Here is a 13,502-nt window from a genome sequence, read left to right as displayed (position 1 = left end):
ATAGGGCAATGAAAGAGGTTTACAGTAGCCGCCGCAAGGCGAAATAACCCGTAAACCGCGTTTCCTAAAAGGGGAGTGATGAATCTGGAGAAATTGCTTGCTGAAGACAGTAAAGATGTGACTTGAGCCACCATCTCAGGAGACAGGATTTGGAAGAGGCACCTTTTTTGATCTCAAAACGACATTAGTTCAGCATGTCAGTAACACCTCAGCTTTTCTGAGCACACAGTAAATTCCTAAAAATACCGTCATGGTATGCTCGAGCTGATTTGCATGATCGCAACCCGTATCAGCCATTCTTTATCTCTAACAGATTGTGAATATCTGCAAGTTTTTCATGCGCACCGATATATCCCTCCTCAATGGTGTGGGCAATCTGATCAAAGTTCATCATTTTCATCTCACCCAGTCGCGGTTGGATTAGAATATCAGGCTGTTCAACGGCAAGGTTAATTCTGGTAATTCTCTCCTGCATTATGCCAACAGAGGTCATAACAGTATCAATAATATCAGGAGTGTTGGTGTCCCGGTGTAAAAATCCGCTGGTTCTCTGACGCAGGCTCTGCTCAATGTTTTCATAATAATCGGCCATCTTTTTCACAAGCTCGTTGCGATTTTGACCTTCGGATGCAGCTTTCTTTTGTACCCGTTTTCTTTCACCTGCACTTATATCTGCAACGTGAGATCTGGACCGGGAGACAATCCTGCTGTTCAAGTCAACGGCTATTACAACCTGTGCCCCCATGGCTCTTGCCAGGCCAACCGGTACCGGATCGACGATACCACCATCTACAAGCCACATGTCTCCCATCGGAACCGGCTCAAACAAGCCGGGGTAGGACATGGTTGCCCGCAGCGCTTTGAGTATACTGCCGGATTTCAGAATAACCTTTTTACCGCTGTAAAGATCCGTTGCAACCATCATCACAGGGATGTTGAGATCGGAGAAATTCTGGGCATCGGTATGCATGGAAAAGAGCTCCTGAACCCGCTTAGAACCGTTGAGTAATCCGGACTTTGGGAAAACGACGTCAAAATATGAAAAGATTTTCTTGCCGTCCATTTCCAACAGAAACGTCTCAAGACTATCAAGACTGCCACTGCCATAAATTGCGCCAACATATGCGCCAACGCTGCATCCGGCAATATAATCTATACCAATACCGGCATCTTCAAGGGCCCGAATAACGCCAATGTGTGCCCAGCCCCGGGAGGCTCCACTGCCAAGAACAAGTCCAACTGTTTTAGAAGATTTCATCTGTTATATCTTTTTGCCAAGCTGGTGAAACAATTTTTTCAATATCTACTATAACGTCCTGATTTAATATACAACATAAGCTCTAAAACGTGCATTTGTAATGTGGTGTTCAGGTGATTTTCACTACTTCAGTTTCAGGTAATTGAAACAGGCTTTCAACAAAATCATCCACAGCGGTTTTTTCGTTTTCTACCCACTGATAAAACGCCTCGACCAGCGTCTTGCCTACAATATGCGCTCCGTGCTGAGGTACAATCATCTCTACATCAAGATTTCGTACCATCGCAGCCCAGCTTCTACAGGCCACGTTGCTGGCGATATATCGGTTATGAAAACCAGACATTTTTTTCTTGTGCAGCTCAAAATCTTCTTCTGTCTCAATGACCTCTTTATGGGGAGCAACCGAGGCTCCCAGATCGCTGGTAAATAATATTTTTGCAACAGGATCGTAAAGATGAAAATTACCTGGTGAATGAAGAAAATGTGCAGCAACAGCCATGAGAGGACTACCGTTAAGTTCAAAGTTTACACCCCGATCAGGAATGGCAAAAAGACGCTCATTGGCAAGCCCCCTGACACAAAAAGCTGGTATAAACCTCTGCCATAACCCGGAGATCATGATTTTAGCCTTACAGATCGGCAGCCATAAATTGAGGCCTGAACCAATATCCGGGTCCTGATGCGATAAAAAAATATAGTCCAGGCTGCCCGCTGGCAAAAAGTAAGACATCGCACCTAAAACCTCCTTATACACCCGATAGCCTCCGCAATCGAGCAACAAACCACGTCGATTGTGGGTAATGAGAAACTGATTGGATGGTATCTCACCCTCCCCGATCAGACCATCAAACTTTACACACTTATGGCTCTCGTCTTCATATAATACTGTTGACATAAGGGCTCCCTGCGCTAAGATTATCAGATATGTAAATTAACAATCATAACAAATAGTTCACGTATGTTAACATAAGAAACCCAAACAAGTAAAGTTTGGAAAAAAATAATAATATCATAGATGTTGCCAGTGTGTTCGCCTGACAGCTCTTTACAAATAGGCGAAATATGGCTTCTTCACACGTTCGATCATCACTGCTCTGCCCAAACTGCAGGAAACTTATCTCGGGCTCCATCGACAGCTGCCCCTTCTGTGGCTTGAAAAATCCATCCTCACCCCTGAAAAACAACCCGTTTACCCGCAGCATTGGCGACTCTGACCAGTTGGTTACCATTCTCATCTCACTTAATGTGGTGATGTTTATTCTCTCCGTGGTACTTATACCGGGGAAAACCGGATTCAACTTTTCTCCTTTTAGTTTTTTGTCTCCAAGCAGCCAGAGCCTTTTTATCCTTGGATCGACAGGCTCCATACCAATATTTCAGTATGACAGGTGGTGGACACTGCTCACTGCCAATTTTCTCCACGGCGGTATCCTTCATCTTGTTTTCAATATGCTTGCCGTCCGTCAGCTTGCACCTCTGGTTATCCAGGAATTTGGCCCTTACCGGACTATTTCTCTCTATATTCTGGGTGGAATCGGCGGTTTTGCAATTTCGGCTTTTGCAGGCGTCAGACTGACAATTGGTGCTTCTGCCGCTCTCTGCAGCCTTATTGGAGCACTTCTCTATTATGGCAAGGCCAGAGGCGGGGTTTATGGTCAGAACATTTTCAGCCAGATCGGTGGCTGGGCTCTTGGGATAGCAGCCTTTGGTTTTCTGGTTCCAGGCATTAACAACTGGGGGCATGGAGGAGGTATTCTTTTTGGCGTTATACTTGCCCTGCTCCTCGGTTACAAAGAAAAACGAAGAGAGAATTTTACCCATAAGACTATAGCTATGACCTGTGTCACCCTGACTGTACTGGCCCTTTTATGGAGCTGTTTTAACGCCGTGTTATTTCTCTTTGTAGCCAGATAAACTGGCTTGAGCGGCAACCGCCGCTCAAGCGAACTCCAGACAGCAGAAGACTCTTTAATTCTTGTCTATTTTAAGGATTTTACTTCCTGGCTTCAGGGCATCCCCTTTCTTTGCAATGATGCCGGTGACTATTCCAGCCATCTCAGCTAGAATCGGTGTCTGCATTTTCATCGCTTCCATAATAGCAACCCTGTCTCCAACCATGACCTCCTGGCCTTCTTCAACTGTAATCTCAACAATATTTCCTGAAAATGGAGAACGGACGTCACCGGCCTGGGCTAAATCGAGGATTTCCTCTTTTGATAAGGTAGCATCACTGCCAGCAACCCCTTGAACCGCCTTGGCCTTAAAAGTATAGATAACCTGGTGATGATCAACCGTCTCATAAACACTGGTTTCCCCGGTGTCAGTTATGGGAGACGGTCCAATCTCAATCATATGTTCCTTACCGTGGCAGTCGCGAAAAGCGATTTTCTCTCCCGGCGCAAATCCACCCTGACGGAAAAATACGGACGGGGGCAGAACATATACCTGACCGTATTTTTCTTCAAACTTGAAATAATCAACGGCGTCGTTCGGGTGCTGCAGGTAGAGGATCAGCTGTTCATCGGTCGGCTCGGAGCCGATCGCCTCGGCAAGAGCGTACCGCTCATGACCAAGATCAATATCGGCACTTTTCTCTAGTCCCCCTTCTTCCTTGAGGACCTCTCTCCAGTTTTCACCGAGCACCTTTTCATAAATCCATTCCTCGGGTTGATAAAAAGGAAAAGGCCCGTATTTACCGAGCAGAAGATTGCGGAGATCTCCGGATGGATTGCCGTACCGTTCCCCATCGAGAACGTTTGAAACCGCCGTGGTCCAGAGAATCTGTGACCCCGGAGTGACCGACCAGTAGTTTCCCAGTTCCTTTTGTACCCGGGGCAGCTCTTTGTGGAGAATTGCGGACACCCTGTCAAGAAAGCCACCCTTTGACGCCTGTTCAAGACTCGAGCCCATGGCACCACCGGGTAATTTATGAATCTGTACCGTGGGCTGAAAGCCCTTGATCTGGGATTCAAACTGGGCATAATGCTGCCTTTCTTCCCTTATGACATCGGACGTCTCAATAACAGCATCTTCATTGAGGCAGGCCGGCTCTATGCCGAATTCACGAAGTGTCTGTACCACCGTCAGAATTGGCGGAGGCCCATAAAAACCTGTAAATGCAGCATCCGCTGCATCAACGATGGTGGCTCCATTTCGCACAGCTTCGACAATACGCCCGACATCGTTACCATCAGTATTATGACCATGGTAGTGCACAATAACATCAGGATACTTCTGTTTTAATGCATCCACGAGCTGACCGATACGGACAGGTGTGCCAAGGCCCCCATGGTTTTTGATACACAGGGTAATATCCTCACCGGTGACCGCTATTATTTCTGCAGCCTTGGCCAGGTAGAAGTCATTGGTATGCTCAGGCCCTGTTGAAAAACAGAGGCAGGGTTCGTTGAGTTTTCCCGCTCTTTCCACTTCCTCAAAAACCGCAATCATATTGGGGACATAGTTGAGAAAATCAAAGGTCCGCCAAACATCCACATACTTTGCAAATTCCCGTACGGTTGCCCGAATCACATTCTGCGGATAGGGTCGGTAGCCGAACAGGTTGATCCCACGGCAGAGAGTCTGAAACATGGTGTCTGGCATCTTTTCCCGGAGCTTCCTCAGCTTTAAAAAGGGATCCACCTGTTTGCGTAGTATGTCAACGTGGATGGATGCACCACCTGTTATCTCCAGAGAAAAATAATTCGCAGCCTCTCTGCTGGGAGCGGCAAGCAGGTCTGTGTGAAGCAGTATTCTGTTTTTAAAGTCAGATTGAGAGAGATCCCGTGCCGTATTGGTGATGTAATAACCTTTGGCTTGTCTCAGTTGACCAACTATTTCTTTTACCGGTGTGCCCTGTACAATTCTAGTCATACGTCATTCCTTCTTATCCGGATATCCTTGATATCCAATCTGCAAGATGCAATATTATAAATCAATTTCAACGATCATTTGGCGAACGGATTTTCCCTTTGATACTGGAGTTCAGCGATAAAACGGGCGAGTTTGCCGACCTCACTTGCATCCTCATCGTAGTGAAAAATATGAGGGTGGGTCTCAATATAGGAGGTATCAAAATTGCCGCTCAGAAAATCCTTTTCATTGGCGATGTTTTCATAAAAAGGAATAGTCGTCTTAGGGCCGCGGATGGCAAAGTTCTTCAGACATCTCTTCAACCGCCCCACCGTCTCCTCCCAGGTAAAACCATGAACCGTGAGTTTTACCAGCAGGGAATCATACACCTCGGGAATGATATAGCCCTGATAGACAAAGCCATCCAGGCGCACACCAAATCCGCCGGTGGAACGATAGACGGAGACCTTTTTCCCGCCTTCCGGCATAAAATCATTTTTAGGGTCTTCGGCGTTAATCCGAACCTCAATTGCGTGACCACGCACCTGCACATCTTTCTGTGAAAAAGACAATGGTTTGCAAAAGGCAATATTTATCTGATTTCTGACGATATCAATACCGGTGATCATCTCGGTCACAGTATGTTCAACCTGGACTCTGGTATTGATTTCCATGAAATAATAACTTCCGTCACGGTCTATCAAAAATTCAACCGTACCGGCATTGAGATAGTTCGCCGCCTTGGCGGCTTTGACGGCTGTTTCACATATTTCGTCCAGAAGTTTTGCGTTTTTGATCATCGAAGGTGCTATCTCAATGAGCTTTTGGTTGCGTCGCTGAATGGAACAGTCTCTTGTTCCAAGATGCAGGGTTTTGCCAAAGCTGTCAGCGAGTATCTGCACTTCGACATGCTTGGGATCGATCACGACTTTTTCCAGATAGACCGAATCATCATTGAAGGCTGCCAGGGCTTCTGCCCTTGCAACCGGGATTTGCTTCACCATCTCGGCGTCATTCTCAATGCGCCGGATTCCACGGCCCCCGCCCCCGGAAGTGGCCTTCAGCATTATGGGATAGCCGTACTTCTCACCAAATGCCAGGGCCGTATTGATTCCTTCCTGCCCCTGCTGGAGATTTTCGGTACCGGGTACCATTGGAATGCCGGCGTCTGCCATAATCTGCCTGGCGACAACCTTATTGCCGAGATTGTAGATAATCTCTGAACCTGGCCCGATAAAAATGAGACCTGCCGCCTCACAGGCCTTGGCAAAGAATGGGTTTTCAGCAAGAAAGCCATAGCCGGGATGAATGGCACACGCCCCAGACTTGATCGCTGCCCGGATAATTTTATCGATATTGAGATAATCACAGCGCGGACCATCCCCCAGCAACACTGCCTCATCGGCAATACGAATATGCCTCGACATCTCATCGGGAGTTTCATAGACGGCAATTGCTTCATAGTCGAGTTCCTGAATTGCCCGAATAAGACGGATTGCAATTTCACCCCGGTTTGCCACGAGTATTTTTTTCTTCATTGAGGTCCTTTTCTTGTTACCTAACAGTACAGCTGTTATCTTTCACGACATTACAAAGCCTTACATCACGATCCCCACAGCTCATCCAAAACAACAGGAGAGCCCAACATTACGCAGGCAACATTAATCAATCCCAAGGATCTAATCAATTAGCATGACTGAGGAAAAGTTTCTTTTTTTGTCTTTTTTGACAACAAGGCTCAAAACAAAATTTCATTTTAAAATTGGACAGTGATAAAGCCGTTTACGGTTGACGAAAATGAGATTTTAATGTTATAGTTTATGGTTTTGTCTGCATATACACGAGGGACAAAAAAATATCCCCCCTCCACTCACTCAAGATGAATCTCCAGGGTATCCCCCAGAGAATTCTCCGGAACATCTCGAATGGTCCAGAAGTGCCGGCATAGACACAAATGAAAGTATTAAAGGGTGTTGAAAAGAATCACCAAACATGATGTGAAGACAATGACTTAATGCATAAAAGCCTCTATAATGGATGGACACTCTGACCAAAGAGAATTCAACCCAAAACGGAGGCTTCTATGCACCACAAGAATATCAAGACCAGCATACGAAAACAACTGAAAAAGCAATATCCAAACTGGAGCAGGCTCCCCAAAAAGGTCAAAAAACATATTATCCAAGAGGTAATTGCAGAATATGTTTGCGATTATGATTTTAGCCGAACTGTTGCCACCCCTCTCGAAGAGCTGCTTGGCATAGAACAACAGGTTCCAATAAAAGGAATTATCAAGCTCAGTGAGATGGCTCAACTTATTGATATGGTAAACAACAACAGAATCGTAAGGTTCAGTAATTACAAGCGCTCTCCTATATATATCAAGGACGAAGAGCTTCAGTTTGTAGACAAACTGATCGATGATGGCATGATCAACCGTCTGTTGTACTATGAGGGGTATAGCCCAGCCATGCGTGGCATCTTCCCCAGTAATTTATTTCGTGCCGAGCTTCTCAAAGCGATAAAATACCCTGAGATCAGTTATCGTAAATTTTGCACAGAAGAATATCTTGGCCTTGACCGAAAGCAGAACCGAGTTTTTACCGGCCTGTCACTGAGTAAAAAGGAGATGATAGATCATACTCAGCTCTGCAAATTTCGAAGTTCACTCTCCTTTGTTCAGCAGGTGAATCTTCTGGTGTACATTCTTCATCATTTCTTCCAATCCGGGCTTCTTGGTGACAGTATTCTGCATGGAATTGATTCTACAGAACTAGCGTGTGATTGCAGAGTCCCATTGGTTAGTTTGAATATCAGAGGGAAGAAAATACGCATCTACAATGATCTTGACTGTGACTGCGGAAAACGACGTAATAAGCGCGACAAATCGGTATACGTTGTTGGTTACCGTCTTCACACCTTGACCGCCATTGATGCCAAAACAGGGCACAGCTTCCCCCTTGTTTCCCTATTGGCACCAGCTAATCATCATGATAGTCATTTCCTCCCATTTTTGGTCAATCTGGCACAGGCAATGGGTATCGAATTACAACTCATTACGGCTGATGAAGCCTACCATGATAAAAATGGTTCTTTGTTTGAAGAAACAGGGGTAATCGTGACAACGCCACCAGCATCAAAGGTGTTGTTACCGAAAAATACCGATGCCAATAGCGGCACAGTTTTTTGTAATGATGAATGTTCTACTCCTATGCTTCATGTAGGTATCGAAGATCAAAAACACGAATACAAATGCAGTGCCGTGTCAGGACAATGCCAATTCGCTGGATCCTGCTCACAATATCGTTTCATACCACTTGATGGCGGCTTGTTTCAACGCATACCTTATCATACTGAACTTATACAACAGGCTCATGATATCAGAAAAAACTGTGAAAGACCCTTTAATCTCATGAAAAATCAAACTGGTCTTGAAACTATTCGGGTACGTAGCCAGCATGCAACTATGGCTCGATGCACACTGAGCAGTATCGCAGTCTTATTGATAGAAATGGCCGGAACACGGAAAAAACAATTTGATGCCAAACCACAACAGTTACAAATGTTTGAAGAACAAAAGGCAGCTTAATAATGCAAAACACCTGACATTGTAAAAATACACACAAAACAGTTATTTGAGTACTCAGAGTTGTTATTGCTGCTGTTCATCTACCGATAAAAGATAGGGGCTGCCTGAAAGAAGGCCAAAAGCTCATCAAAAAAACATCGGTTAGTAGCGTATAGTTGGCAATGGCATTGAGGAGTAACCCAAAAATGCTAATTTAGCATTCAAGGGGATCTGGAAACAGGCCTCAACAAAATACTTTTCAACACCTTTTATTAGCCCTTCTTTTTTTCGCAAAAATGCCAATTTGACTGTCCATTGGCCCCACACATAGAGGAAAGATCACCATGAAAGCAATCATTGCCCTGGAAGACGGGACCACCTTTGAAGGCCACTCGTTCACCGGCCATGGAGAGGCTGTTGGAGAGATAGTGTTCAACACTTCTCTCAGCGGCTATCAGGAAATTTTGACCGACCCTTCTTACACGGGACAAATTGTTACCATGACCTACCCCCTCATCGGCAACTATGGAACCAACCCCGAAGATATGGAGTCCGCCGCAGCGCATCCAAAGGCCTTTCTCATTAAAGAATACAACTCCTATCCCTCCAACTACAGATCAACCAAGCCCCTTGCAGAGTTTTTACAGGAGTACGGTATTCTCGGGGTTGAAGGTTTTGACACACGGGCCCTCGTTCGCCATATCCGTACAAAGGGCGCCATGAAAGGCATTGTTTCCACCAGAGATCTCGATAAAGAAGCTCTTGTGAAAAAAGCCCAGGAGTGGAGTGGTCTCGTTGGTCAGGACATGGTCAAAAAAGTCACCTGTACAAGCCCTTATGGCTGGGGAGAGAACGAGCCTGTTGCCGGCAGTAATTTTGAAACAGCAAAAAAACCAGGCGAAAAGGCATTTAAGGTTGTCGCCTTTGATTTTGGTATTAAATACAACCAGCTGCGCCTTCTGCAGAAGAAAGGCTGTCAGGTTCAGGTGGTGCCCGCCAGAACCGATGCCAAGACTGTACTTGCCATGGAGCCTGATGGAATTTTCCTCTCCAACGGCCCCGGTGATCCAGAAGGGGTTGAAGGGGTTGTCGATACTATCCGCGAACTCCTCGGCAAAAAGCCAATTTTTGGCATCTGCCTTGGCCACCAGATGCTCGGTTTGGCGTATGGAGGTTCAGCATATAAACTCAAATTTGGTCACCGTGGCGGTAACCAGCCGGTCAAAGACCTGACCACCGGCCACGTGGAAATTACCTCCCAAAATCATGGCTTCTGTATTGATGAGTCGACCCTGCCTGCAGGCGAGGTGGAAGTCACCCATATCAACCTTAACGACAACAGCCTTGAGGGGATGCGCCATAAAAAATATCCTGCATTTTCGGTTCAGTACCATCCGGAGCATGCACCTGGACCACATGATGCTGAGTATCTGTTTGACAGGTTTATCGATATGATGCGCGCCGTGTAACCACAAGACAACTGAGAACTCATTTTATAATCCACGGGTCCCCAACAACCCAGAGCCAATACAACACATTATGCCGAAAAGAACAGATATAAAAAAAATACTCATCATCGGTTCCGGCCCTATCATTATCAGCCAGGCCTGTGAATTCGATTACTCAGGTGCACAAGCGGTCAAGGCATTAAAGGAAGAGGGCTATGAGGTTATCCTCATTAATTCCAATCCGGCCACCATCATGACCGATCCTGAGCTGGCCGATGCCACCTATATTGAGCCCATCACTCCGGAATTTGTGGCCAAGGTAATAGAAAAAGAGCGCCCGGATGCGCTGCTTCCAACCCTTGGCGGCCAGACAGCACTCAATACAGCCATCAAGGTCGCTGAACTCGGAATCCTGGAAAAATATAACGTCGAGCTCCTTGCAGCAAATATTGAGGTCATCAAAAAAGCTGAAGGCCGGGAAGAATTTCGCGATGCCATGCGAAAGATTGGCCTCAACGTCCCAACCTCTTTCATCGTCAAAACCCTTGAAAGCGCCATGGCCTGCAGTGAAGAAATTGGCTTTCCTATCATCGTACGCCCAAGTTTTACCCTTGGGGGAACAGGTGGCGGAATTGCCTATAACCGTCAGGAACTGGTAGAATTCTGTACCGCAGGTCTTGACCTGTCAATGACCACAGAGATCATGCTCGAACGAAGCCTCCTCGGCTGGAAGGAGTTCGAACTTGAGGTGATGCGCGATAAAAACGATAATGTTGTCATCATCTGTTCCATTGAAAATATTGACGCCATGGGAGTACACACCGGTGACAGTATTACGGTGGCCCCTGCCCAGACACTGACGGACCGCGAATACCAGAATATGCGCGATGCCGCCATCGCCATTATCCGTGAAATAGGGGTTGAAACCGGTGGCTCCAACGTCCAGTTTGCAGTCAACCCGGTTGATGGCGAGCTGATGGTCATCGAGATGAACCCGAGGGTTTCAAGAAGTTCCGCCCTTGCCTCAAAGGCCACAGGTTTTCCCATCGCCAAGATCGCGGCAAAACTTGCAGTGGGCTACACCCTTGATGAGCTGACGAACGACATCACCAAGGAGACCCTTGCGGCTTTTGAACCGAGTATTGACTATTGTGTGGTGAAAATCCCCCGCTGGACTTTTGAAAAGTTCCCGGAAGCGGAAGACTACCTCACCACCTCAATGAAATCGGTCGGAGAAACCATGTCCATGGGACGGACCTTCAAGGAGGCCTTCCAAAAGGCAATGCGTTCCCTTGAGACCGGCCGAGATGGTTTTGGCGGTGACGGTAAACAACTGATGACACATTTGGATCAGGAGGACCTTGAGAGCGGGCTTCGTATACCAAACTCCCAGCGTTTTGCCCAGATCTACGAGGCACTGAAAAGAGGGATGGGTATTGAGGAGCTTTATACGCTCACCCAGATTGACCCATGGTTCCTCTTCAATTTTCGTCAAATTGTTGACACTGAACTTGAAATAAGCAAAAAAGGTTTTCAGGGCCTTGATTCCGAATTTCTCCGCTATTGCAAAGAGCGTGGTTTTTCCGACAAGCAGCTTGGCTACCTTACCGGAACGACGGAAAACGATATCCGGCAACTCCGGAAAAAAGAGGCTGTCACTCCTGTCTTTAAGCTGGTTGACACCTGTGCCGCTGAATTTGAATCCTACACGCCCTATTATTACTCCACCTACGAACAGGAAAATGAGGCCTCTATAACCACTGGTAAAAAAATCATTATCCTGGGCGGTGGGCCCAACCGTATCGGCCAGGGAATTGAATTTGATTACTGCTGTGTTCATGCAGCCTTTGCGCTTCGGGAAATAGGTGTCGAATCGATTATGATCAACTCCAATCCAGAGACGGTTTCAACAGATTACGATACCTCCGACAAATTGTTTTTTGAACCACTGACCAGAGAAGATGTTCTCAGTATCATCGATCAGGAAAAACCGGATGGTATCATCGTTCAGTTCGGCGGCCAGACACCACTCAATCTAGCAGTACCGCTCGCTGAGGCTGGCGTCACGATTATCGGTACCCAGCCCGATGCCATTGATCGTGCTGAAGACAGAAAGAGATTTCAGCAGTTTTTACAAAAACTGAGCCTGCGACAGCCCGAGAATGACACGGTGAAAACCCTTGACGAAGCACTCAGTGCCGCTCAGCGGATCGGCTACCCTGTTGTGGTGCGTCCGTCATACGTTCTTGGTGGCCGTGACATGCGGATCGTTTACAACGATCAGGGCATTAAAGATTTCATGATCGCCATTGGCGGCACAACCCTTGAGCATCCTATTCTCATTGATAAATTCCTCAAAGAGGCCATAGAGGTTGATGTAGATGCAATCTGTGACGGGAAACGAACCATTATTGGAGGAATAATGGAACATGTGGAAGAAGCGGGAATCCACTCCGGAGATTCCTGCTGTGTCCTTCCACCCCATACGCTCTCCAAGGCGCTGATTGAAGAAATAAAGAGCGCTACACGGGCCATGGCCGAAGAGCTTGGTGTCATAGGGCTTATGAATGTTCAGTATGCCATCAAAGACAACGACCTCTACATCCTTGAAGTCAACCCCAGAGCGTCCAGAACAATTCCCTTTGTCAGCAAGGCGACGGGTGTGCCTCTTGCAAAAATGGCCACCAAGGTAATGATGGGTGCAACCCTGGATGAGCTTGGTCTCATGGCAGAGGTCGAAATCAGCCACTGGGCGGTCAAAGAAGCGGTCTTTCCTTTCGACAGATTTGAAAATGTTGACACCCTGCTTGGCCCAGAGATGAAGTCAACGGGTGAAGTAATGGGAATCGACGACAATCTCGGTCTTGCTATCGCTAAAGCCCAAATAGCTGCCGGTTCTCACATTCCAAAGCAGGGCAACGTCTTTGTCAGTGTCCGCGATAGCGACAAAAAGGTAATTCTGCCTGTGGCCAGGGCTCTGGTCGATCTCAAGTTCAGGATATATGCAACCAAAGGAACGGCAGATTACCTGCAAAAGGCAGGTGTGGAATGTACCCTGATAAACAAAATATCCGAGGGCCGTCCACATATTTTAGATAAGATTCAGGACAGAGACATCTCATGGATTATCAATACATCTCTTGGGAAACGCACCACAGAAGACTCCTACTTGATACGAAGGGCTGCACTGGACTATCACATCCCCTACACAACAACTGCGAGTGGAGCTGCAGCACTTGTCAGAGGTATGCAGGAGTTGGAGAAAAATGAACTGTCAGTTCAACCCGTCCAGTACTTTACATGATTAATTTGATAGGGTAAAATATTAGATGGATTCTGCTCGACAATCTCATTTTAATATTTACCTTAATTGTGC

Annotated in this window: 8 protein-coding genes; 4 read left to right on the top strand and 4 right to left on the bottom strand. The window is 46.6% G+C overall.

Annotated elements, in window-relative coordinates:
- Positions 1-289: 289 nt before the first annotated feature.
- Together FCL48_RS20605 and FCL48_RS20600 are read right to left on the bottom strand one after the other, a co-directional pair.
- Complete coding sequence (locus FCL48_RS20605; protein WP_136875199.1) at positions 290-1,258, bottom strand: patatin-like phospholipase family protein; 969 nt, start codon at positions 1,256-1,258, stop codon at positions 290-292.
- A gap of 109 nt (positions 1,259-1,367) precedes the next feature.
- On the bottom strand, positions 1,368-2,153 hold the full coding sequence (locus FCL48_RS20600; RefSeq protein WP_136875197.1) for an MBL fold metallo-hydrolase: 786 nt from the start codon (positions 2,151-2,153) through the stop codon (positions 1,368-1,370).
- Positions 2,154-2,320: 167 nt separating this feature from the next.
- Between FCL48_RS20600 and FCL48_RS20595 the strand changes: the two genes are divergently transcribed.
- Positions 2,321-3,172 carry a rhomboid family intramembrane serine protease gene (locus FCL48_RS20595; RefSeq protein ID WP_136875195.1) on the top strand — a complete coding sequence of 284 codons (852 nt, stop codon included), beginning with the start codon at positions 2,321-2,323 and terminating at the stop codon, positions 3,170-3,172.
- Between the two features lie 54 nt (positions 3,173-3,226).
- Here the strand turns inward: FCL48_RS20595 and FCL48_RS20590 are convergent, their stop codons facing one another.
- Both FCL48_RS20590 and FCL48_RS20585 read right to left on the bottom strand, forming a co-directional pair.
- Entirely contained in the window at positions 3,227-5,131 is a 1,905-nt protein-coding gene (locus FCL48_RS20590; RefSeq protein WP_136875193.1) for a biotin/lipoyl-containing protein, read from the bottom strand.
- Between the two features lie 74 nt (positions 5,132-5,205).
- On the bottom strand, positions 5,206-6,648 hold the full coding sequence (locus FCL48_RS20585) for an acetyl/propionyl/methylcrotonyl-CoA carboxylase subunit alpha (protein WP_136875191.1): 1,443 nt from the start codon (positions 6,646-6,648) through the stop codon (positions 5,206-5,208).
- A 545-nt stretch (positions 6,649-7,193) separates the two neighbouring features.
- Between FCL48_RS20585 and FCL48_RS20580 the strand changes: the two genes are divergently transcribed.
- The 3 genes from FCL48_RS20580 to carB all read left to right on the top strand — a co-directional run bounded on the left by FCL48_RS20580 (position 7,194) and on the right by carB (position 13,430).
- Entirely contained in the window at positions 7,194-8,699 is a 1,506-nt protein-coding gene (locus FCL48_RS20580; protein ID WP_136875189.1) for a transposase, read from the top strand.
- Between the two features lie 323 nt (positions 8,700-9,022).
- Positions 9,023-10,147 (top strand): glutamine-hydrolyzing carbamoyl-phosphate synthase small subunit, encoded by a 1,125-nt coding sequence (carA, locus tag FCL48_RS20575; RefSeq protein ID WP_136875188.1) that lies wholly within the window; start codon positions 9,023-9,025, stop codon positions 10,145-10,147.
- A 70-nt stretch (positions 10,148-10,217) separates the two neighbouring features.
- The gene (carB, locus tag FCL48_RS20570) at positions 10,218-13,430 is read left to right on the top strand and encodes a carbamoyl-phosphate synthase large subunit (protein ID WP_136875186.1); all 3,213 of its coding nucleotides are present in this window, start codon (positions 10,218-10,220) and stop codon (positions 13,428-13,430) included.
- The last annotated feature ends 72 nt before the right edge of the window (positions 13,431-13,502 follow it).

It is taken from the genome of Desulforhopalus sp. IMCC35007, from assembly GCF_005116575.1.
Classification (GTDB): domain Bacteria; phylum Desulfobacterota; class Desulfobulbia; order Desulfobulbales; family Desulfocapsaceae; genus Desulforhopalus_A.
This window is presented reverse-complemented; position numbering and strand designations above follow the sequence as displayed.